At 69.0% G+C, this 21,810-nt stretch carries 23 protein-coding genes and 1 tRNA gene; 9 read left to right on the forward strand and 15 right to left on the reverse strand.

Annotated elements, in window-relative coordinates; genetic code table 11:
• Positions 1-18: 18 nt before the first annotated feature.
• Complete coding sequence (locus KXC43_RS34955) at positions 19-522, forward strand: hypothetical protein (RefSeq protein ID WP_221380493.1); 504 nt, start codon at positions 19-21, stop codon at positions 520-522.
• On the opposite strand, the gene KXC43_RS34960 is transcribed toward KXC43_RS34955, so the two are convergent.
• Both KXC43_RS34960 and KXC43_RS34965 read right to left on the reverse strand, forming a co-directional pair.
• Complete coding sequence (locus KXC43_RS34960; RefSeq protein ID WP_221380494.1) at positions 519-908, reverse strand: VOC family protein; 390 nt, start codon at positions 906-908, stop codon at positions 519-521. The two genes, KXC43_RS34955 and KXC43_RS34960, sit on opposite strands and share 4 nt — an antisense overlap.
• Positions 909-976: 68 nt before the next feature.
• Positions 977-2,962, reverse strand: coding sequence for a DUF6311 domain-containing protein (locus tag KXC43_RS34965; RefSeq protein ID WP_221380495.1), 1,986 nt, complete (start codon positions 2,960-2,962; stop codon positions 977-979).
• A gap of 239 nt (positions 2,963-3,201) precedes the next feature.
• Here KXC43_RS34965 and KXC43_RS34970 point away from each other — a divergent pair, with 239 nt between their 5' ends.
• Positions 3,202-3,915, forward strand: coding sequence for a class I SAM-dependent methyltransferase (locus KXC43_RS34970; RefSeq protein ID WP_221380496.1), 714 nt, complete (start codon positions 3,202-3,204; stop codon positions 3,913-3,915).
• Between the two features lie 71 nt (positions 3,916-3,986).
• On the opposite strand, the gene KXC43_RS34975 is transcribed toward KXC43_RS34970, so the two are convergent.
• Entirely contained in the window at positions 3,987-4,517 is a 531-nt protein-coding gene (locus tag KXC43_RS34975; protein WP_221380497.1) for a YbhB/YbcL family Raf kinase inhibitor-like protein, read from the reverse strand.
• 356 nt (positions 4,518-4,873) lie between these two features.
• On the opposite strand from KXC43_RS34975, the gene KXC43_RS34980 reads away from it, so the two are divergent.
• Positions 4,874-5,854, forward strand: a complete 981-nt coding sequence (locus KXC43_RS34980) for a GAF domain-containing sensor histidine kinase (protein WP_255645358.1) — start codon at positions 4,874-4,876, stop codon at positions 5,852-5,854.
• A gap of 22 nt (positions 5,855-5,876) precedes the next feature.
• Here the strand turns inward: KXC43_RS34980 and KXC43_RS51600 are convergent, their stop codons facing one another.
• From KXC43_RS51600 to KXC43_RS35000, 4 genes are all read right to left on the reverse strand, one after another.
• On the reverse strand, positions 5,877-6,908 hold the full coding sequence (locus KXC43_RS51600; RefSeq protein WP_255645359.1) for a C40 family peptidase: 1,032 nt from the start codon (positions 6,906-6,908) through the stop codon (positions 5,877-5,879).
• A 236-nt stretch (positions 6,909-7,144) separates the two neighbouring features.
• Positions 7,145-7,597: a DUF4352 domain-containing protein gene (locus tag KXC43_RS34990; RefSeq protein ID WP_221380499.1), complete on the reverse strand. Its 453-nt coding sequence runs from the start codon at positions 7,595-7,597 to the stop codon at positions 7,145-7,147.
• Between the two features lie 316 nt (positions 7,598-7,913).
• A complete protein-coding gene (locus KXC43_RS34995) occupies positions 7,914-8,873 on the reverse strand; it encodes an NAD(P)H-quinone oxidoreductase (RefSeq protein WP_221380500.1) in 960 nt (319 codons plus the stop codon).
• Between the two features lie 24 nt (positions 8,874-8,897).
• A complete protein-coding gene (locus KXC43_RS35000; RefSeq protein WP_221380501.1) occupies positions 8,898-10,748 on the reverse strand; it encodes a ricin-type beta-trefoil lectin domain protein in 1,851 nt (616 codons plus the stop codon).
• Positions 10,749-10,963: 215 nt separating this feature from the next.
• Here KXC43_RS35000 and KXC43_RS35005 point away from each other — a divergent pair.
• Positions 10,964-11,048, forward strand: a tRNA-Ser gene (locus KXC43_RS35005).
• A 36-nt stretch (positions 11,049-11,084) separates the two neighbouring features.
• Positions 11,085-11,606 (forward strand): hypothetical protein, encoded by a 522-nt coding sequence (locus KXC43_RS35010; protein ID WP_221380502.1) that lies wholly within the window; start codon positions 11,085-11,087, stop codon positions 11,604-11,606.
• An 8-nt stretch (positions 11,607-11,614) separates the two neighbouring features.
• Here the strand turns inward: KXC43_RS35010 and soxR are convergent, their stop codons facing one another.
• Positions 11,615-12,055, reverse strand: coding sequence for a redox-sensitive transcriptional activator SoxR (gene soxR, locus KXC43_RS35015; protein ID WP_221380503.1), 441 nt, complete (start codon positions 12,053-12,055; stop codon positions 11,615-11,617).
• Positions 12,056-12,100: 45 nt separating this feature from the next.
• On the opposite strand from soxR, the gene KXC43_RS35020 reads away from it, so the two are divergent.
• Together KXC43_RS35020 and KXC43_RS35025 are read left to right on the forward strand one after the other, a co-directional pair.
• Complete coding sequence (locus KXC43_RS35020; RefSeq protein ID WP_221380504.1) at positions 12,101-12,781, forward strand: thiamine pyrophosphate-binding protein; 681 nt, start codon at positions 12,101-12,103, stop codon at positions 12,779-12,781.
• Between the two features lie 8 nt (positions 12,782-12,789).
• Positions 12,790-13,668, forward strand: coding sequence for a transketolase family protein (locus KXC43_RS35025; RefSeq protein ID WP_221380601.1), 879 nt, complete (start codon positions 12,790-12,792; stop codon positions 13,666-13,668).
• 2 nt (positions 13,669-13,670) lie between these two features.
• Here the strand turns inward: KXC43_RS35025 and KXC43_RS35030 are convergent, their stop codons facing one another.
• Together KXC43_RS35030 and KXC43_RS35035 are read right to left on the reverse strand one after the other, a co-directional pair.
• Positions 13,671-14,108: a hypothetical protein gene (locus KXC43_RS35030; protein ID WP_221380505.1), complete on the reverse strand. Its 438-nt coding sequence runs from the start codon at positions 14,106-14,108 to the stop codon at positions 13,671-13,673.
• A gap of 58 nt (positions 14,109-14,166) precedes the next feature.
• Positions 14,167-15,297, reverse strand: a complete 1,131-nt coding sequence (locus tag KXC43_RS35035) for an acetyl-CoA C-acyltransferase (protein WP_221380506.1) — start codon at positions 15,295-15,297, stop codon at positions 14,167-14,169.
• Between the two features lie 110 nt (positions 15,298-15,407).
• On the opposite strand from KXC43_RS35035, the gene KXC43_RS35040 reads away from it, so the two are divergent.
• Positions 15,408-15,821 (forward strand): PH domain-containing protein, encoded by a 414-nt coding sequence (locus tag KXC43_RS35040; RefSeq protein ID WP_221380507.1) that lies wholly within the window; start codon positions 15,408-15,410, stop codon positions 15,819-15,821.
• Here the strand turns inward: KXC43_RS35040 and KXC43_RS35045 are convergent.
• A complete protein-coding gene (locus KXC43_RS35045; RefSeq protein ID WP_221380508.1) occupies positions 15,807-16,721 on the reverse strand; it encodes a rhomboid family intramembrane serine protease in 915 nt (304 codons plus the stop codon). The two genes, KXC43_RS35040 and KXC43_RS35045, sit on opposite strands and share 15 nt — an antisense overlap.
• Positions 16,722-16,735: 14 nt before the next feature.
• Positions 16,736-17,266 carry a peptidylprolyl isomerase gene (locus tag KXC43_RS35050; RefSeq protein WP_221380509.1) on the reverse strand — a complete coding sequence of 177 codons (531 nt, stop codon included), beginning with the start codon at positions 17,264-17,266 and terminating at the stop codon, positions 16,736-16,738.
• A 157-nt stretch (positions 17,267-17,423) separates the two neighbouring features.
• Between KXC43_RS35050 and KXC43_RS35055 the strand changes: the two genes are divergently transcribed.
• A complete protein-coding gene (locus KXC43_RS35055) occupies positions 17,424-18,017 on the forward strand; it encodes a hypothetical protein (protein WP_308129399.1) in 594 nt (197 codons plus the stop codon).
• Positions 18,018-18,059: 42 nt separating this feature from the next.
• Here KXC43_RS35055 and eccB read toward each other — a convergent pair whose 3' ends face one another.
• From eccB to KXC43_RS35070, 3 genes are all read right to left on the reverse strand, one after another.
• Positions 18,060-19,448 (reverse strand): type VII secretion protein EccB, encoded by a 1,389-nt coding sequence (gene eccB / locus KXC43_RS35060; RefSeq protein ID WP_221380510.1) that lies wholly within the window; start codon positions 19,446-19,448, stop codon positions 18,060-18,062.
• Positions 19,449-19,480: 32 nt separating this feature from the next.
• The gene (locus KXC43_RS35065) at positions 19,481-20,587 is read right to left on the reverse strand and encodes a magnesium and cobalt transport protein CorA (protein ID WP_308129400.1); all 1,107 of its coding nucleotides are present in this window, start codon (positions 20,585-20,587) and stop codon (positions 19,481-19,483) included.
• 94 nt (positions 20,588-20,681) lie between these two features.
• Positions 20,682-21,776: an aminotransferase-like domain-containing protein gene (locus KXC43_RS35070; RefSeq protein ID WP_221380511.1), complete on the reverse strand. Its 1,095-nt coding sequence runs from the start codon at positions 21,774-21,776 to the stop codon at positions 20,682-20,684.
• Positions 21,777-21,810 lie beyond the last annotated feature (34 nt).

The raw sequence follows: 21,810 nt of genomic DNA on the forward strand, positions 1-21,810 counted from the left end.
CCGTTCTACAGTGCCTGCGTGAAACCGTTCCGATTTGTAGGCGGCGCCGTCCCGCTCGTCATCGCCTACCCGGCTGAGATTCTGCGGCCGACCAAGGTCGACGAGATCTCCACCGGGATCCTGCTGTCCGGCCTGGCCGGACGCAGCGTCGTCAGCGTGCACCTGGGCGCGCGGGTCCACGAGATCCAGCCCGCCCCGCACGGCATCTTCATGGGCTCGGTTCACTACGAGACCAACGGTTCGGCCGGACCCGACTTCGCCGCGCTGACCGAGTTGGGCTCGCTGTCGGCTTCGGTACGGTTTCTTGAGGCGCTCGGCCACGCCAGCGACCACAACCTCGAATGGCTGACCGAGAACCACCGGGCCGCCCTCGAGAAGGCCATGTCCGACGCCACCCGGTCCCGCGACGACCTGATGGTCGAGGCCGACCGCATCGTGCAGCGCCACTGGGCCCGCGTCGTTCAACTGATGCAGGAACTGGCGGACGGAACCGGCGCCCACGGCCCCATCGAGGCCCTCTAACCCTCAGCAGCGTCGTGGAAGGGCTGCGGCTCGGCCGGGATCTGCTTGGACATCAGGCAGAACTCATTGCCCTCGGGGTCTTCCAGGACGACCCAGGAGCCGCTCGCGGTGATGGCTGACCGCCGGGCGCCCAGACCGAGCAGACGGTCCAGTTCCGCCGGCTGGCCGCGGTCGGTGGGGCAGATGTCGAAGTGCAGGCGGTTCTTGGCCGGCTTGGGCTCGGGCACCCGGATGAAGAGAATGTCGGGGCTGGTCGCAGCGCCCCGGATGGCCACCCCGGTGTCGTCCCGGGCGAAGATCCGATAACCGAGGGCCGCGCTCCAGAAGGCGGCCATCAGCTCCGGGTCCGCGCAATCGATCACCATGTCGCCGATCCGGCTCGCCATGCCGGGCAGCCTAGTGGGGCGACCGGGGCGTCATGCCACGCCGGGTGGCATGACGCCGTGCGAGATGGTCAGCCGATGTCGGGGCCGGTGAGGACGGCGTTGGGGTCGTCGACCAGGTGGCGGACGTCCCAGACCCAGGCGCCGCCCGTCCACGTGGGTTGGAAGCCCAGCAGGCCGGTCATCGCGCGCAGCATCTCGATGTCGCGGACCTGGGGTGTCAGCACCACCGCGCCCGCCTTCCAGTAGCGCAGATCGGCCAGGGTCATCTCGCGACGGGTGTCGTTGATCTCGGGGATCGGGTTGCCCTGGCGGATCGAGGCCATCAAGCCGCTGGTCGGGCGCCACGGGGGCGAGAACAGCGCGGTGCGGTCGGTCGGGTTGAGCGGGTTCTGGTTGGGCAGCAGCGCGTACGCGCCGGCGATGCGCATGTCCTGACCGGTCATCGCCGTCCACCGCAGGGGGTCGGGGTAGCTGGAGTCGGGCAGCGGCAGCGCGACGACCGTGTGGTTGTCGTCGACGAACTGCTTCCACGCGCCCGACGTCACGAACTCGGGGACCGGAGCCATCGGGGTCGTCGCGAGCTGCACCGGCACGAGGGGCACGAGCGCCATGGCGACGGCCGTGATCATCGCGACCCGGACCGGGCCGCGGGCGGCCGGCTGCGCGCGGGTGAGGTCGATGGCGCGCTGCACTCCGAGCGCCAGCAGGATGCCGACAACCGGCGCGATGGCCATGGCCCATCGGGTGGGAACCGCCGAGTTGAGCACCGGAACGCTGTGCAGAACAGCCCAGATGCCGGGGATGCCGGTGTTGATGCCGTTAAGGAAAATACGCGGTCCGAGCGACATCGCCGCGAAGAGAACCGCGATCCCGCCCAGCGCAAGAACCGCCGCCGAACGGCGCATCCAGACCAGCAGACCGACGAAGAGAATCACCAGCCCCCAGCCGAAGAACGCGTTTTCCTCGGCCGGATTCTGGGCCAGGCGCTCGGCGACCACCGCATTACCGGCGACCGAGTGGCTCGAATAGGCCGTGAACGAACCCAGGTCGGCGCCGAAGTTGCGGACGAACTCCGGCAGGCCGTGGTAGCTCTGCGGGCCGAAGAACTGCACCGACAACGGGTACGCCAGCACGGCCAGCGTGACGGTGCCGGCGACAGCCAGTCCCCGCAGGAACCGGCGGGTCTCACCGCGGTGCGTCTTCCGTCGCGAGACGGCCATGACCAGGCAGAACACGCCCAGCCCGACCGCGGTCATGAAGAGGACCTCGAGGTTGATGAACGCCTGCCAGATCAGCAACGCGGCCATGATGAGGCCGTTGCGGACGGCCCGGCCGGGCTGCCGCAGCCGCAGCGTCCGCCAGATGATCAGCGGGACCAGGAACTGCGAGACGATGTTCGGGTGACCGCCGGCGTGCGACACCATGCTCGGCGCGAAGGTGCAGAAGAGAGCGCCGACCCACGCCGCGAGCCGTGAAGAAACAAAAACCCGGGAGAGCACGAAATACCACGAGATACCGGTGAGTGCCAACGCCAGAGTGAGAAATAAGTTGAACGACACATGTGGGCCGAACAGCAGGGTCACCGGCGTCATCGGCAGCGATATGGCCAACACCGAGGTGTTGGCCATCATGTTCACCCCATCGGGGTAATTCATGCGATCGGAGAAGAACGGATATGCGCCATCGGTGAGCACGCGAGCACCATGCGCCAGCATCCACTCAAAGAAAGCCTGATCCTGCGGATCGTCGCGCAACTGGTGATCGAGATTGAGCCACAACGGTGCTGTGAGATAGAACGCGACAACGACGAACGTCGCTGCCGCCAGCACGTCGCGCCAGTTCGGCCGCCGCCGCCACCAGCCCTTGGCAGGCCTTCCGACCTGCTCAGGCGCGGCCTCGACATCGGGCTCGACCGACGTCGGAGCGGTCGTCGGAGCGTCCGTCCCGAGCGCGATCAGCTCGGCTTCGAGCTCCTCGGCCTCGGTCACTTGACGGGGCGGCAGCACGTTCCCGCCAGCCGGCTGGCCTGTCGAGTCAATACCCGTAATCGTCATAGCGAGGGCGAGCCTAACCGAGGTTGGTAACGTTGCTGTGACGAGCTGCCCATGCGTGATCGAGCCGATATGAACGTCGTATTCGGTGACGAACCAGCGGGAGTACCCGGCTCCGCATGTCTCAATCAGGCAAATAATGAGCGTCCGCCCCGGCCTCAACTTTCGGATACGCGCGCCGGATGGTTAACTCGTCCGGTCCCGCTGTCAGCTCGGATCGGCAAGACGAGGGAACCTTACATATGGCAGACATCACTGGAGACCAGCGGATCCAGTCCGAAGTGCTCGAAGGCCTCGCCACGGCCGTCAACCACCGCCGGTGGTTCGTCGAGCTCGCTCTCCCCTACCTCGGGGACAACCCGATCGAGGTCGGCAGCGGACTCGGCGATTACGCGATCGAGTGGGCGGAGCACCTTCCGCGGTTCACGGCGACCGAAGCCGACCCGGATCGGCTCGTGCTGCTCAAGGAGCGCATGGCCGACCACCCGAACATCGACGTGCGCCAGATGCTGCTGCCGTCGCCCGACGCGAACGGCGAGTACAGCGCCGCGGTGTCGTACAACGTGCTCGAGCACATCGAGGACCATGTCGGCGCGCTGCGCAGCATGGCCGACCTCGTGCGCCCGGGTGGCCGGGTCATCATCATCGTGCCGGCGTTCATGTTCGCGATGAGCCAGGTCGACATCGCGACCGGGCACATCCGCCGCTACACGAAGAAGACGATGCGTGCGGCCATGACCGAGGCCGGCCTCGAGATCGAGAAGATGCACTACGCGAACGCGCTCGGCCTCATCGGCTACTACGGCGCGACCAGCATCTTCAAGCTGGCGCCCAAGGAGGGCCCGATGGTCAAGGTGTACGACTCGCTCGTGCTGCCGGTGACCAAGGCCGCCGAGAGCATCATGAAGCCGCCGTTCGGTCAGTCGGTCTTCGTCGTGGCGCGCACGCCCAGCTGACACGCAAGCACCAACGAAAAGGCCGCCGGTCGACCCGGCGGCCTTTTCGCGTACCCGGAGTCGTACCGGAATCAGGCCTTGACCTGGAACGTCGGACGGATGGTGGCCCGGGCCAACGTGTGGAAGGCCAGGTTGAAGCCCACGTAGGCCGGCGAGGCCTCGGGCGGCACATCGAGCGTGTCGACGTCGATCGCGTGCACCGCGAAGACATAGCGGTGTGGGCGGTCGCCGGGCGGCGGGGCGGAACCGCCGTAGTTGTTCTCGCCGTAGTCGTTGCGCACGCAGAACGCGCCCTCGGGCAGGGGATCGACACCCCGCGGCAGCTCGGTCGTGGATGCCGGCAGGTTGACCAGCACCCAGTGCCAGAAGCCGCTGCCCGTGGGGGCGTCGGGGTCGAAGCAGGTCACGACGAAACCACGCGTCTCGGCGGGAAAGCCGGACCACGCGAGCTGCGGCGAAAGGTTCTTGCCGCCCACGCTGGTGTGGGCGAACAACTCGTCGAGCGGCCGGCCGTCGGACACGTCGGTGCTGGTCACGGTGAAGGACGGGACCGGGGGCAGAATGTCGTACGGATCCGGGGCAACGGCGCGGTCGAGACTCATCGTGATGTCCTCCGGCGGGATGCAGACCTTCCAGACACGCAGAGTAGTCCGTTCTCGTATCGCCCGCCTTTCGCCGGCGTGACCCCGCTGTCACCCGATCGGGCGGACGCACAGCTGGTGCGTACGTAAACCAGGGCGCCGGGTGATGCTTCTGTCTGACATCCGACCGGGTGTGTGCGGCAGAGATCCCCGCGTCCGGTCGAGATAGCAAGTCGGCACCCGCCCTCGAGGCGGGTGCCGACTGCTGTATGGGGTTAGTTGCGTCTCCGGCCTCGGACGAATCCCGCTATATCGGGTGCCCAGAGTGAGACGATCGGAAGATGAGGGCACCTTTGCCTCCCGATGAGCCGGGTCGGTTGGCGGCCTTGTACGACGCCCACGTGCTCGACACCGGGCCGGAAGAGGATTTCGACGACATCGCCCTGCTCGCGTCGCAGATCTGCGGCACGCCGGTGGGTCTGGTCAGCCTCGTCGACCGCGACCGGCAGTGGCTCAAGGCCAAGGTCGGCACCGAACTCGAAGCGATGCCCCGCGACCTCTCCTTCTGTGCGCACACGATCACCTCGCACGAGCTGCTCGAGGTGCCGGACGCCCAGGAGGACGGCCGGTTCGCCGACAACCCGGGCGTGGGCCCGCTCGGCATCCGGTTCTACGCCGGAGCGCCGGTGGTGCTCGACGGCACGTACTCGGTCGGCACGGTCTGCGTAGTCGATCGGGAGCCCCGGGTGCTCACCTCTCCCCAGCGGCGCGCCCTGCGCAGCCTGGCCCGGCACGCGTCGGTGCAGCTGGAGCTGCGCCGCTATGCCCGGCACGCGGGCGAGATCGCCGACCAGATGCGCCAGGTCGACCGAATGAAGGACTCGTTCCTGGCCACGGTCAGCCACGAGCTGCGGACGCCGTTGTCGACCATCCGCGGCTACCTGGAGATGCTGCTCGAGGACGACTTCGACGCCGAGACGTCGCGCCGGTTCCTGTCGGTGATGTCGCGCAACTCCGACCGGCTGCTGCGACTCATCGACGAGTTGCTGCTGCTCAACCACCTGCTGGTCAACGCGATCAAGTTCACCCAGCCGGACGGCGAGATCACCGTCGACTCGACCGCCGAGGGCGAGCCGGAGCTGCTCATCACGGACACCGGGGTGGGCATCGCGGCCGAGGAGCTGCCGCACGTGTTCGACCGGTTCTACCGGTGCACCGCGGCCGAGGTGATGGCGGCTCAGGGTCCCGGTCTGGGCCTGGCCATCGTCAAGTCGATCGTCGAAGCGCACCACGGCAGCGTGCATGTGCAGAGCGAGCCCGGGGAGGGCACGACCGTACGACTGACCCTGCCGCGGTGAGCGGCAGGGTCAGTTCGTTCGGCTATCCGCCGATGCGGGCCACCCGCAGGCCGTCGTAAACCTTGCGGTAGACGACGCCCGTACGGTGGTTGCCGGCATCGATCATCATGCCGCGGCCCATGTAGATCCCCACGTGCCCAGGACCGACGACCAGGTCGCCGGCGCGGGCCTGGGCCCGGGAGACGGACCGCGAACGGGCCGCCTGAGCTCCGGACGAGTGCGGCAGCCTGATGCCGGCCAGCGCGTACGCCCGCTTGGTGAAGCCTGAGCAGTCGAAACCGTTCGGTCCCAGGCCACCACTCACGTAGCGCTTGCCGACCTGGGACCGGGCGAACGCGATGACCGCGGTCATCCCGCTGCCGAGCCGCATGACCCGCTGTCCCCGCTGCTTGGCGGGCGCGTGCCGGGTGGTGACCGAGCGCAGGTGGCGCTGTGTGACCCGGTCGTAGGTGCGGTTGTAGACCTGCGGACTCTCGGCTACGACCGCCGCGGCCCGCTGCGCCTCCCGCAGGGCACGCAGCTGAGCCTTGCGCACCTGCAGCTGCGCCTTGCGCACCTGCAGGGCCCGTCGGGCCGCCAGCTCACGGGCCGTCTCCTCGGCCGCGTCGAACAGGGCGTCCGTATCGGCGACGACCTCACCGGGAATCACATCGTCGACCTCGGCCGGGTCGCCGCGCAGATGTTCGCGTACGTCGACCGCGGCCTGCGTCTCGGCGGTGCGCAGGGCCTCCCGCTCGTCCACGACGGCCAGTTCCACGGCGGTGCGCAGAGCCTGGCCGCCGTCCGGTGCGGCGAACGGGTTGTTACGGAGCCGAGCCTCGGGCGAGGCACGGCGGGCGAGCGAGAAACGCCGGGGGGTGGCGCGCGAGGCGCGCTCGGCGGTGGTGGTGCGCTCCTCCAGACGGAAGTTCTCGGGACCGACCGGATGGGCGGGCGGCACAGCCTCGGCGGCGTGCTCAACAGGGTCTAGAGCCGGTGAGATGACGGCCAGCGCAATCGCGCCGGCGGTAAATGCCCGGCTCGGGGACGGACAGTGCAGTGTTGCCTCCGACATCGGTCCGGGGCACTCGCGCGAATCCCTGCGGCGTGGCATTAGCGTGCGCCGCGCCGGCGCCACCCCGCGAAGGGCAGCATTGGGAACCCGGACTACTCGTTAATTCCGACGACCATGCCAACACACAACCGGAATGTTTCGGGGCCGAAATCCCACAATCACCCTCGCCCATCGGCGAAAAGAATGCGATTTACGCACTCGATCGGTGACCGTGGATATCTGAGATATGCCTGTGATCAGGACAACGGCACCCGGACACCCGTGCTGTGCGGCGACTTGTGCAGCTGGAAGGCTGCGAGCCGGACCCCCTTCGGCACGTCGAACGGGACCACGCCGTGCCGGGTCGCGCCCGGCGGGATCTCGTCGAGGAGCGACGGATCCTGATCGTTGACGAATACTGCGGCCTGTTCGGCCACCCTATGGGAGCGGCCGTGCTCGTCGACCGCGCGCTGGGCGCCCGGGTCGAGCAGGCGAGGCTCCTTCCCGGTGTTCCGCACGGCCATGGTGACCAGGCAGAACTCACCCTCGGCAGCCAGCGGCAGGTCGGCCGGGCCGACCGTCGCCAGGCCGCATTCGGTCGTGCTGACCGACACGGAAAGCGTGCCCTCGGAGGCGGTGACGACGGGCTGCGCCGGGACAGCATCCAGCGACGCCACGGCGGTCTGGCCGGCCGCGGCGGTGGGCGTCACCGGCGCGACCACTTCGTCGCTTGTCCCGTACGCGAGATATGTCCCTACCCCGGTGAGCAATAGAGCAAACACCCCACCCGCCACCCACAGCGCTTTCCCGCGCCGGGGAGCACGCGGGACCGGCGCGGACGGCGCTGTCCGCGCGGGGCGCAGCGGTGTATTGGTCACGAGACCTCCCGGTGTCGCTCGGCCGATCACTCGGCCGGAGTTCCACCATGCTGGGCAGTCCGATCACCCAAACCGTTACACCACGCCGCAAAAATCGGACAAATAGCCGTTACGCCGCGAATTAATCACTCAAAAGTGTGAGTTCGGCTCACGGAGTCAGCAGAATTTTGCCGATGTGGCCGCTCGATTCCATCAGTCGGTGCGCCTCGGCCGCGTCGGCCAGCGCCATCGTGGTGTCGATGATCGGCCGGATCGCGCCCGCCTCGACCAAGGGCCACACCGTCCGCGTCACCCCCGCGACAATGCGCGCCTTGTCGGCCGCGGGGCGCGCCCGCAGGCTGGTCGACGAGACGGAGGCCCGCTTGGCCATGAGGGCGCCCAGGTCGAGCTCGGCCTTGCGCCCGCCCTGCATGCCGATCACGGTGAGCCGGCCGCCGGGCGCCAGCGCCTCGAGGTTGCGGCTCAGATACTTCGCGCCGACGATGTCGAGGATCACATCGGCGCCCCGCCCGTTGAACTCGCGGGTGGCGCTCACGAAGTCGCCGGTCGTGTAGTCGATCACCAGGTCGGCCCCGAGGCCCCGCAGGAAGTCGTGCTTGGCCACGCGGGCGGTGGTGACGACCGACGCACCCAGCGCCCGGCCGAGCTGGATCGCGAACGTGCCGATGCCGCTGCCGCCGCCGTGCACCAGCAGCGTCTCGCCCTTTCGCAGGCGGTCACGGTCGACCACGTTCGACCAGACCGTGCAGCTGACCTCGGGCAGCGCCGCCGCCTCGGTCAGCGAGAGACCGACCGGCACGGGCAACAGCTGGCCGGCCGGCACGGCGACCCGCTCGGCGTAGCCACCGCCGGACAGCAGCGCGGCGACCCGCTCACCGACGTGCCGGTCGGTCACCCCGGGCCCGACGGCGCTGATCACCCCGGCGCACTCGAGACCCGGATAGGGCGAGGCGCCGGGCGGTGGCGGGTAGTGGCCCTGGCGCTGGGCCACATCGGCCCGGTTGACGCCGGCGGCGGTGACGTCGATGACGACCTCACCGTCGCCGGCCTCAGGATCTTCCACCTCGCGCCGGACCAGCTGCTTGTCCTCGATCGTGATCGCGTACATGGGTCCAGCTTGCCCGAGGTCGGATCAGGGTGCGGTCCACTTCTGGTTCGCGGCGCCGGTGCAGCTCCAGAGCTGAAGCTTGGCGCCGTTCGCGGTGCTGTTGCCCGTGACGTCGAGACACTTGCCGGAAGCGGTGTTCACGATGTCCCGGCCCGCCGTCACCGTCCACTTCTGACTGGCCACCGACTCGATGCAGTCCCACTGATGGATCACCGCGCCGTCGGCCGTCGAGTTGTTCGCCACGTCCAGGCACTTGCCCAGCCCGCGGATCGTGCCGTCCGAGCCGACCGTCCACTGCTGGTTGGTGTTGCCCGCGGTGCAGTCCCACAGCTGCGGCTGATTGCCGTTGGCGGTCGATCCGCCGGTCACGTCCAGGCATTTGCCGCCGAGGCCGGTGATCGTGCCGGTCCGTTGCGTGGGACCGCCCGACTGCCCCCCGGTCCAGGTGAAGGTGGCCGACGTCCGGCCGGGCAGGTTGTAGACGAACGACTGCCCGCCCCAGTTCACCTTCACGCTCTGGTTGCCCGTGGTGGTGTTGTAGGCGATCAGGGCCTTGGACCCGTCGCTGTTGCGGAACGCCACGTTCGGCACCGTGCCGTTCGCGCTCGAGTCGATCCGTACGGCGCCCGGCCGTACGAACTTGGTCAGGTGCCCCATCGTGTAGTACTCGATGGTGTAGTCCACCTGGCCGTTCCGGCTGCCGCCGCGCTGCACGGTGACCAGTCCGGTGCAGGTGCCGCAGCCGCCGTTGTGCGGGCCCATGTTCTGATCGACGGCCAGCGACCACTTCGTCCAGGCCCGGCCCCAGTTGCGGAAGTACTCGATGAGGTCACCCATGTCCTCGGCGTGCTGGTTGCTCACCCAGGTGCCACCGGAGTGCTCGGTCATGTACATGTTGACGTTCGGATACTGGTTGCGCACGGTGGTCGCGGTCGACGGGTTGCCGCCGTAGTCGTGCCACGCGATGCCACCGAAGTTCGGGTGGTTGCGGATCGCGGTGTCCGACACGAGCGGGGCCACCCACTGGTCGTACGTGTCGAAGTTCCAGTCTCCGACGAGGAGCTTCGTGTTCAACCCGGCCGACTGCAGCGCCGGCATGAGGTCGTTCTTGGCGAACGACTGCAGTCCCGAGACCGGCCACTGCATCGACGGGTAGCCGGGGCAGCAGCCCGGCTCGTTCTGCGAGGTGACATACCGGATCGGGACGCCCTGCGACTGGTAGCCCTGGATGTACTTGACGAAGTACTGCGCGTACGCCTTGTAGTACTGGGCCTGCAGATACCCCTGGCTGTACGCGTTGTTGTCCTTCATCCACGGCGGCGCGGTCCACGGCGAGGCCATCACGAAGCCGGCCGGGTTGAGGCCGACCGCCTGCTTCGTGAGCGCCATGACGTCGGCGTCCCGCGCGAGCGAGAAGTCGTTGACGTCGCAGCACGTGTTGTCGTACGAGAAATTGTTCTGCGCCAGGTCGGACGACCCGATGACGTTGCGGATCGCGCTGACCCCGATGCCGGCGCTGGGGCTGAACAGCTTCGTCATCACGTCGTTCTGGGTCGCCGCGGACAGCGCGCCGCTGCCGCGGATGTTGAACGCGGCGGTGTCGGTGATCGAGGCGCCGGCGCCCTCGAACTGCTGGTACGAGCTGTTCTCGTTGACCGTGATGGTCTGGTTGGCCGAGCCGCTGCTGCTCGCGAACGCGACCGGGCTCTGCTGCTGCAGGCCGCGGCTGACAGTGCGGCCGCCGCTGTCACTGGTGGTCGTCAGATAGACGTTCACCGTCTCGTTGGCGGCGAACGCCGCCGGTGCGATCAGGACGGTCGCCGACACGACCGTGGCCGCGGAAGCGACCCACCCGATCTTGTTTCCGATGGACATGACGGGGACTCCCTTGCCTGAGGTGGGGGCCTTGGCCGGGATGGGTTAAGGCTCTGAACCATAAACATGAGCGTCGATACCGTGTCAACGCCTGTAAATGTTCCAGATGACGTGTTTCAGCAGCTCAGCGCCATGTAAAGAGTCTTAAACAAAGTTTCCGTACGACTCCTCGCCGCTCCCGCAACCCCGTCTGGCACACTGGGACAGCAACATCGGGAGGGCTCGCCTAGTGGCCGATGGCGCCGGTCTTGAAAACCGGTAAGGGGAAACTCTTCGTGGGTTCGAATCCCACGCCCTCCGCTCGACGCCCTCCCGCACCGAACGATCGGAGCGGAAGTGCAGCTGGCCCAGGTTCTCGACGTGATCGAGCGGTTGCTCGTCGCCGCTGAGCACCCCGAAATCGACAAGGTCGAGCGCTACGGCACGGCAACGGAGCCCTGGGGCCCGGATGCCGCGCGATCGAGGACGACGCTGATCTCAGGGCTGAAGGCGACCTTCACCTCCACCTCGACGGCGTTCCTGAACGGGCGAATCCTGCCCGGCGTGGTCGAGGTCACCGTTCCGGCCGAGATGCCGCCGCCGACGCTCCGTGCTCCGCGTTTCGTCACCTTCGTCGCGCAGCTGCTCGACGTCGCGCGTCCGGCGGCGTTCACTTCGTGGCAGCTCGTCACCCCCGCGACAGCCGGGCCACCGGACCGGCCCGGCACGCTGCCCTACGGGATTGCCATCACGTGCGCGGACGGGACCAAGATGCTCCTCCTCAGCCAGGCCACCGGCGCCATGGTCGGCGCGGAGCCGGCCGAGGAGCCGTTCCCCGACTACGTCATTCCCGACGGGGTCGCTGCCGCGGCCGCGTAGAGCTGCGCTCAGCCCGGCGGGTTGAGCAGGATCCGGGCGCCCGGGCCCTCGCCGGCCAAGGCGTCGTCGGGATTGATCAGTTTGCAGCGGTGCAGCGAGAGGCAGCCGCAGCCGATGCAGCCCGACAGGTCGTCGCGCAGGCGTTGCATCAGGGCGATCTTCTCTTCCAGGCGGTGCCGCCACCGGTCGGAGAGCCGGGCCCAGTCGGCCCGGGTCGGCGTGCGGTTCTCGGGCAGCTCGGCCAGGGCCGCGCGGATCTCGTCGAGCGAGACACCGACCTGCTGGGCTATCCGGATGAAGGCGACCCGTCGCAGCTCGGTCCGCTCGTACCGGCGCTGGTTGCCCGTCGTCCGGGTGGAGTGGATGAGGCCCTCGCGCTCGTAGTAGCGCAGGGCTGACGGCGCCACACCGCTGCGGGCGGCGAAGTCACCTATGGTGAGCGTCTCCATCGCATCCCTTGAGTTGAAGTGCGCTTCAACTTGCAGCCTATCTCCATGACAGCGACAGCAGTGCTACCCGACCCGCTCGGCCCCCTGCTGCAACGGATCACCGGGGACGAGAAACACGCGCCGAGCGCCCACTCGACGCTGGATGTGCTCTGGGTGCTCTACGACCGCGTCCTGCACATCAGTCCGGACACCGTCGACGCGCCCGACCGCGACCGCTTCCTGCTCTCCAAGGGGCACGGCCCGGCCGCCTACTACGCCGTCCTCGCCGCGAAGGGCTTCTTCCCCGAGCCGTGGCTCGACGACCTGGGCAGCTGGGACAGCCCGCTCGGCCATCATCCGGACCGGGTGCGCATCCCGGGTGTCGAGGTCGGCACCGGCTCGCTCGGGCACGGCCTCGGGCTGGGGGTCGGTGTCGCGCTCGGCCTGCGGGCTCAGGGCTTCACGCGTACGCGAACCTTCGTGCTCCTCGGCGACGCCGAGCTCGACGAGGGGTCGAACCACGAGGGCATCGCCTACGCCGCCGCGACGCGCCTGCCGATCACCGCGATCGTCATCGACAACCAGTCGTCCACGCACGGATGGCCGGGCGGGATAGCCGCCCGGTTCCCCGGCTGGGACACGTCCGTCGTGAGTGGACGCGACCGCGACCGGCTGGAACGCGTGCTGAAGCCGCGGCACGACCGCCCCAACCTGATCGTCGCCACCGTCGAACGCAAGGGGAGCTGAGCAAGATGATGCGGGAGAGTTTCATCGCCACCACCACCGAACTGCTGGACGACGACCCGCGGACGGCTCTCGTGCTGGCCGACATCTCGGCCGAATCGTTCGTGCCGGCCCGGCGCCGGCATCCCGAGCGGGTGCTCAACGTGGGCATCCGCGAACAGCTGATGGCGAGCGTGGCGGGCGGGCTGGCCCTGACCGGAATGCGGCCCTACCTGCACTCGTACGCGCCGTTCGCCGTCGACCGGGCCTACGAGCAGCTCAAGCTCGACCTGGGGCACCAGGACGCGGGCGCGGTCGTGGTCACGATCGGCGGCTCGTACGACGCCTCCGAGGAGGGCTACACACACCAGTCCCCGGGCGACGTCGCGCTGCTCGACACGCTGGAGGGCTGGACCATCCACGTGCCGGGGCACCACGACGAGGTGCCGGCCATGCTGCGTCAGGCGGCCCGTAACGACGACCGGGTCTACGTACGCCTGGGCCTGCAGGAGAACGACCGGGCCTACCCGCACGCGGACCGGCTGCACGTGGTGCGCACCGCCGATAGGCAGAGCCCGCTGGTCGTGGCGGTCGGGCCCATGCTCGACCCGGTGCTGGAGGCGACGCACGGGCTGGACGTGACGGTCTCGTACACGAACCGGCCGCGTCCGTTCGACGCCGAGGGCCTGCGGGCGCTCGCCGGCAGCGAGGTCGTCCTGGTCGAGCCGTACCTGGCCGGGACCTCGGCCGCCGCGGTCAGCGCGGCCCTCGAAGGGCTGCCGCACCGCGTGCTGCATCTGGGCGTGGGCCGCTCCGAGATCCGGCGTTACGGCTCGTGGCGCGACCACGCGCGGGCACACGGCCTCGACGCGCCCGGTCTGCGCGCGTCCATCGTCGACTTCCTGGGTTAGGGCTACGCCACCAGCGCGTGCTTGGCGTGGAAGACCTGCCGGAGCAGCCCGTCCGCGTGCCACACACTGTCCGGGCTGCTCAGCCGCATCCGGAAGCGCTCGCGCACCCCGTCGACGGCGGTGGCCGCGATGTCGAGCGAAGTCCGGGAGCCGGTCGGGCTCCAGGTCACGTTGCTCAGGTGCCGCAGGTTGGCGTTCAGGTGCAGCCGGAGGCGGTGCAGCACCTTGGTCTCCTGCGTGACCACGAGCCGGCGATGGGTCAGCACCAGCATGAATTCGCCGGACAGCGGGGCCTCGGGGCGCAGACATCGGCCGACCAGCACGGTGGTCTCGTCGGACTCGACGCAGCGGCGCACGACGGGCAGGTGCCGGCTGACGGTCGGGATGGCGACGCCGGCCTCGGCGGCGGCGGGAAGGAACGTACGCGAGAACACGTCCATGTGGCGTTTAACGGCAACCCTCAGGTGAGGACGCTGCCACGACCCGATGAATGTCGAATTACAAAGCCTCGACAATGGTGGCGTTGGCCATGCCGGCGCCCTCACACATGGTTTGCAGGCCATATCGAATTCCGGACTGTCGCATGTGGTGCAGCATCGTCGTCATGATGCGCGCCCCGGATGCCCCGAGCGGGTGACCCAGGGCGATCGCCCCGCCGCGCGGATTCATCCGTGCGCGGTCGGCGCCGGTCTCGGCCAGCCAGGCCAGCGGCACCGGTGCGAAGGCCTCGTTGACCTCGTAGACGCCGAGGTCGCCGATGGACAGACCGGACCGGGCCAGGGCCTTGGCGGTGGCCGGCATGGGCGCGGTCAGCACGATCACCGGGTCGGCGGCGGCGATCACGGCGGTGTGCACCCGGGCCAGCGGCGTCAGGCCGTGCGCGGTGGCCCATTCCGAGGTGGTGACCGCGAGCGCCGCAGCGCCGTCCGAGATCTGTGACGCGGTGCCCGCGGTGACGACCCCGTCCTGCTTGAAGGGCGTCTTGAGCCCGGCCAGCTTCTCGAGCGACGTGTCGCGGCGGATGCCCTCGTCCTGCTTCACCCCGGCCAGCGGCTCGATCTCGGCGTCGAACTCGCCGGAATCCTGAGCCCGGGCGGCCGCGGCGTGGCTGGACAGCGCGTACTCCTCCAGCTGGGCGCGGGATAGACCCCAGCGCTCGGCCACCATCTCGGCGCCCACGCCCTGGTTGAACGACTCGACGCCGTACCTCGTGCGCACGCTCTCGCCGTACGGGTCGGAGCCCTGCCCGCTCGAGCCCATCGGCACCCGGGTCATCGACTCGACGCCGCCCGCCACGACCAGGTCGGCCTGGCCGGAGATCACCGTGGCCGCCGCGAAGTGCAGCGCCTGCTGGCTCGAGCCGCACTGCCGGTCGATCGTCGTGCCCGGAACGGTATCGGGCCAGCCGGCCGCCAGCACCGCGTTGCGCCCGATGTTCCACGACTGCTCGGCGACCTGGGAGACACAACCCCAGTGCACATCGTCGACCTCGGCCGGATCGAACCCGGTGCGCTCGGCGAGCGCCCGCAGCACATGGGCCGACAGGTCCACCGGGTGCACACCGGCCAGGCCGCCGCCCCGCCGGCCGATCGGGGTCCGGACCGCTCCAACGATCACCGCATCACGCATGGATCGACGGTAACTCGCGCTGCCACCTTGGGAGGCCCAGTGGGGGATGCAGTGATATCAAGTCGGCGTCACCCATAGGGCGACGGCAACGCTCGCGTCATTATGTGGGGATGCAGTGGCGTATCAAGCCGGTTCTGCCGGTCAGCAAACTCATCGGCGTGGTCGCCGTCGTCGTGCTGGCGTTCGCCTTCGCCGGGCGTGATCCGGTGCGCTGGGTGCTCGCCGCCCTGGTCGTGGTGGGGCTGCTCGGCTGGGCGGCGCGTGACCTGCTGCGACCGGTCCGGCTGGCCGCCGACGCCGAGGGCGTCACCGTCGTGACCGGCTTCGCGAGCCGGCGCCGGCTGTCGTGGGACCAGATCGAGCGCGTACGGGTCGACCGCCGCACACACCGCGGCCTGCGCAACGAGATGCTCGAACTCGACGCGGGCGAGGCGATCTATCTGTTCAGTGCGAACGACCTCGGCGCCCTGCCCGAAGATGTGGCCACCGCGCTGGCCGAGCTGCGGGTGTCAGCCCCCCAGTAACGTCTGGGTTCTGACCAGGGCCGCCGCGAGCAGGATCACGAACACGGCCGCGCAGCCGAGGCCCTGGATCAGGCTGCGTCTCTGGTTCGGCGCGTACGCCAGGATCAGCGCGACGACGCCACCGACGATCAGACCGCCCACGTGACCGGCCACCGACACGTTCGGCACGCTGAACGTGAAGAGCAGGTTGACCACGAGCAGCGGGATGAACTGGCTGATGTCGAGCCGTAGCCGCCGGTTGACCACGATGATCGCCAGCACCAGGCCGAAGACCGAGGTCGAGGCGCCGGCCGCCTGAGCGTTGGGCGCGGTGAACAGGTAGGCCGCGACGTTGCCGCCGATGCCGGCCAGCACATAGAGCCCCGCGAAGCGCAGCGGGCCGAGCTTCTCTTCCAGATAGCGGCCCAGCTGCCAGAGCAGCACCATGTTGAGCAACAGGTGCAGCACGCCGTAGTGCAGGAACATCGCCGTGACCAGGCGGTACCACTCGCCGGCGGCGATGCCGTGCAGCTCGCCACCGGCCACGTAGGGCGCGTAGCCCAGCACCGAACCCCATCGGGTGACGTCGGTGCCCTGGCCCATCAGGCCGAACCAGCCGCCGGCGCCGGCGATGGCCCGGGGGCCACCGACGACGGCCGAGACGATGAAGAAGAGAACGTTGATGCCGATGAGCGCCCGGGTCACGTAGCCCGCGCGGCCCACGCTGCTGCCGCCGAAGGCGGTGCGCGCCTGACGCTGGGTGCGCCGCCCCTCGGCGACACATTCCGGGCACTGGTGACCGACCGAGGCCTCGTTCATGCAATCAGGGCAGATCGGCCGGTCACACCGTGTGCACCGGATGTAGGTCTCCTTGGACGGATGGCGGTAGCAGACCGGGACCGTCGACGGAGCCTCACTCATGCGTCAACGGTACTTCAGTCCTTCACGCGCTCGATTTCCACGCGCTCGACGACGACGTCCTCGCGCGGGCGGTCGCCCGGTCCGGTCGGCGTGGTGGCGATCGAGTCGACGACCTTGGCCGACTGCTCGTCGGCGACCTGGCCGAAGATCGTGTGCCGACGGTTGAGGTGCGGGGTCGGCGCGACCGTGATGAAGAACTGCGAGCCGTTGGTGCCCGGGCCCGCGTTGGCCATGGCCAGCAGGTACGGGCGGTCGAAGGAGAGCTCCGGGTGGAACTCGTCGGCGAACTGGAAGCCCGGGCCACCGCGCCCGGTACCGGTCGGGTCGCCGAGCTGGACCATGAAGCCGGCGATGACGCGGTGCGAGATGGTGCCGTCGTAGTAGGGACCGCTGCCCTTCTGGCCCGTGCGCGGGTCGGTGTAGTCCTTCGTGCCCTCAGCGAGCTCCACGAAGTTGCGCACGGTCGCCGGGGCGTGATCCGGGAACAGCTGGAGCCGGATCGGGCCGTGGTTGGTGTGCAGGGTGGCGTAAAGCTTCTCGGCCACGGGTACTCCTCCTGTGTCGCGCCCCGCAGTACCTCTTGGGGGGCGATGGGACAGTTCCTTGCAGTTCGGATCCTCCCCCATGTGTCTGAAGCGGCAGCGCGGGGGTACCGATAGAGGGCACGATGTCGTGGGAGAGAACCTCAGGAGGTGGGCACTGGTGTTCGCAACTATGCGCCGCAAGAGCCGTAGCACGCGGATGAAGAACGAGCTCGGACAGAGCGTGGACCACTTCAAGCGCGCGGCGTCACTCGCGGCCGCCGAGACGAGCGCGACGGTCGGTCCGACGCTGACCGCCGCGGTCGACCGGGTCCAGCCGGCCGCGGTCAAGGCCAAGGATGTGGCCTCGAGCGGCTGGGGCAGCGCGGTGGCAACCATCACCCCGCTGGTCACGGCCGCGAGTGAGAACGCGCGGCAGACCGGCAAGGTGAGCAAGCGCAAGGCCAAGAAGACCGCCAAGCAGAACCAGAAGGCGGCTCAGAAGCTGCAGAAGCGGGCCGGCAAGGCGGTCGGCCGCAAGGAGAAGAAGGGCCGCGGCTCCAAGCTGCTCGGCTTCGCGCTTCTCGGCACGGCCATCGGCGTCGGCGCCGCGTACGCGGCCAAGCGTCGCCAGGCCGCGCAGTGGGACGAGTACGACCCGGCAGCCCCGATCGCTTCGACGACGCCGGTCAGCGGCGCCGACGACGCGGCGTTCGAGCCGGAGGTTTCGCAGAACGGCACGGTGCCCAACACCGCGCCGAACACCCCTCGGTAGAGCACTTGTTTCGCCCGATAGGGCGGGTCCCGGTGACCCGCCCTACTGTGGTGCCGTCTGACGGGCCCGGGCCGGGTCGAGCGGCGGGCCCTCGGGCATCAGCGAGATCAGCTCGGACGGGATCTGCTGGAGCTTGACGTTGCCGTAGCCGAGCTTGGCCAGCAGTTCACGGCCGGCCAGCGGATACTGCAGGCCGGTGTCGGTGACCACGCTTACCGTGCCGGTGGCGGACGGCGCATTCGGCGAAGCGGCCGAGACGGTCACCGCACCGCGTCCACGTGCCACGTGCACCAGGTCGGCCTTGACGCCACCGGTCGCGCCGCCGGTCGCCCCGGCCACCGCCTCGCCGGCCGGGATCGTCGGATCTACCCGGATGCCGTCCCCTGCCTTGTCGACCGGCAGGGTGATGCAGGCCCGCGTCGGAGCGCCGTCGAGAAGCTGCGGCACCACCGGTGGCAGGCCTTGCGCGTCGCCCGCGTCGCTGATCCGCGTCTGCGATGTCGGCAGGCCGATGAAGTCGTTCCCGATGTCGATCGGCCGCGCGTTCGAGACCGTCAGCATCAGCCTCGCCTGCATGTCGGTCAGCGCCGCCTTGCCGTCGGCCAGGATCACAGCGACCTGCTGGCCGTCGGTGACCAACTGGCCCACCTCGAGATTGCCGGCCACCGACTCGCGGCCCCGCCCCGGGATCGCCGGCGGCACCAGGTCGGGGCCGGCGGGCACCGCGTTGAGCCAGGCGATCGAGACGGGCCAGGGCCGGCTGCTGCTGTAGTTGAGCGCGGTCAGCGTCGGGTCGTTGCGCCCGATCGGTATGGCGAAGCGCCGGTTGCCCACCACCAGGGAGTTGCGCCCGTTGGGGTCGCGGACCAGCAGGCCACGGCCGGCCCGGGCCAGCACCGTTCCGTCGGTGAGCCGGTGGCCGGCCAGCAGCGTGCTGCGCGTGGTGCTGTTCACACCCTGGTTGTCGGTGCAGACCGACCAGCGGTCGGTGAGCAGCGCGCCCTTGCCGGGCAGGGAGTCGGGCGCGTCCGGTATGCCGAGCGGATCGCCCAGCGGCACCGCGGCCAGCTTCTCGGACGAAACGCTCTTGAGCGACGGCTTCTGGGCCGAGGCGAGCAGCAGCCCGGATGTGAAGTTGAGCACCGGGTGCAGCTTGCCGTCGGACTCGAGATAGACGAACCGGGCTCCGGTGCCCTTCTCCTGAAAGACCACATTGGGGTCTCGTGGGTTGGTGCTGCTGTTGCCGGTCAGCAGGCCGTAGATCGCCGCCGCGACCACCAGCAGGCTGGCGATCAACAGGCTGACCAGGGCCGTCATGCCGGCGCGGCGCAGCGGCGACCGCTGAGGGTCGGGGTCGTGCGTGACCAGCGCGGCCACTACCCGCTGCAGCGAGTACTGGTACGAGTGGAGCTGATCCTGACGCGACGGCACCTACGTCACTCTAGGGGCCGTTGTCGATGTCGTCACAGCCAGCCGCTGCGCCGGAACACGCGGTAGAGCAGCACCGAGACGATCAAAATAATCAGCCACCACGACGCGTAGCCGTACTTCCACGTCAGCTCGGGCATGAAGGTGAAGTTCATGCCGTAGATGCCGGCCCCCGCTGTCCACACCGTGGCGATGGCCGCCCACGCTGCGATCTTCCGCATGTCGTTGTTCTGGTCGACGGTGACCTGCGCGAGCCGGGCCTGGAGGATGGAATTGAGCAGGTCGTCGAAGGACGAGACCTGTTCGACCGTACGGGTGAGGTGGTCCTGCACGTCGCGGAAGTACTTGCCGATCCGCTTGGGCACGATCGCCATGATCATCGCGAGCGGGCGCTGCAACGGCACCACCGCGCGCCGGAACTCCACGAGCTCACGCTTCATCTGATAGATGGCCGGGATGGGGCTGGCGTGATCACGCGAGAAGACGCCCTCCTCGATCAGCTCCAGATCGGACTCCACCTGGTCGGCGACCGCGACGTAGTGGTCGACCACCCGGTCGGTCACCGCGTAGGCCACCGCCCACGGGCCCTGCTCGATCAGGTCGGCCCGGTCCGTCTCGAGGTCGGCCCGCACCGATCCCAGTTCGGACGCGTCGCCGTGGCGCACCGTGATGACGAACTGCTCACCCACGAAGATCATCATCTGGCCGGTCTCGACCACCTGCGAGTTCTCGGTGATCTCGCCGTGCGGCACGTACCGCGCGGTACGCATGACCAGGAAGTGCACCGAGCCGAACTGCTCGAGCTTGGGCCGCTGCTCGGCCTTGACCGCGTCCTCCACGGCGAGCTCGTGCAGCCCGTACGTGTGCGCGATGGCGGCCATCTCCTGCTCGCTCGGCTCGTGCAGGCCGAGCCAGACGTACGCGTCGTCGCGTGCGCAGGCCGTCTTGAGCGCCTCGTCGGGGGTGAAGTCACCGGGCAGCCGTCGGCCACCGGCATAGACCGCGCAGTCGACAACGCCGCTGCCCACGTGGCGGGAGCCGAGGTCGGGGCCCCCATCGGCCGTGCCGAGGATGCGGTTCATCGCCCGCACCGGCGCGGCGAAGGCCCGCGACAACGACCGGTTCCGGTAGCGATCGCTCACCTTGACCTCCCCCACACAGACGAACAAAACCGCCCGAGGCTACGCCCGGCGGGTTTGTTCCCTACCCACCGGGCGTCCGTTCCTCGCGGAAGGATCAGCCGCGTACCTCTTCGATCGCCTCGGCCAGCCGGCGCACGCCCTCGTCGATCTGCTCGACCGTGACCGCCGAGTAGGCGAGCCGGACCGAGCTGTGGCCGCCCTCGAGCAGGAAGTCGCTGCCCTTGACGATGGCCACGCCCTTCTTCATCGCGGCCGGGAAGAGCTTGTCGACGTTGACGTCGGACGGCAGGTCGACCCAGAGGAAGTAGCCGCCGTCGGGCTCGGTGAAGGTAGCGCCGGGGATGTGCTTGCGCAGCGACTCGCCCAGCACGCGAGCGCGCTCGCCGAGGGCGGAGCTCACGGTCGCCACCGAGCGCTCGATGTCACCGGAGACGCAGAACTGGTGCACGATCGCCTCGCTGACCATGCCGGGCGAGATGTAGAGGTTGGTGGCCTTCTTGGCGATCGCGTCGATCAGCGCGGCCGGGCCCACCAGGTAGCCGACGCGGACGCCGGGGCACACCGTCTTCGTGAAGCTGGAGGCGTGGACGACCAGATTGTCGGAGTCCATCGAGAGCATCGACTCCAGGGCGTCACCGCGGAACCGGATGTCGACGTACGGGTCGTCCTCGAAGATCGTGAACTCGTACTGAGCGGCCAGCTCGAGCAGGACGCGGCGCTTCTCGGCCGAGAGCGTGATGCCGGCCGGGTTCTGGTAGTTCGGGATGATGTGGGCGAGCTTGGGCCGGACGCCCGACTCGAGCAGCGCCCGCAGCTCGTCGACGTCGATGCCGTCGGGGCGCAGCGTGACCTGGTGCACCTTGGCGCCCAGGTTCTGCAGGCTGAGCAGCGTGCGGTCGTACGTCGGCTTCTCGACCACGACGTCGTCGCCGGGCTGCACGAGGTGGTTGAACAGGAACGCGTCCGCCTGCAGCGAGCCGTTCGTCACAATGACCTGGTCGGCCGAGACACCGTGCTTCTCGGCGATCCACTTGCGCAGCGGGACATAACCGACGGAGGTGCCGTAGGCGGTCACACCAGCGGGATCGGCGTCGAAGGCGCGCGCGGCGGCGGCTTTGAGGCCCTCGACGTCGATGATGTCCAGCGACGGAGCGCCCCGGGCGAAAGAGATCAGCTGCTCAGCGGTCATGGCCACCAGCTTACGAGCCGCCTCTACAGAATTT

Source organism: Paractinoplanes polyasparticus (assembly GCF_019710575.1).
GTDB lineage: Bacteria > Actinomycetota > Actinomycetes > Mycobacteriales > Micromonosporaceae > Actinoplanes > Actinoplanes polyasparticus.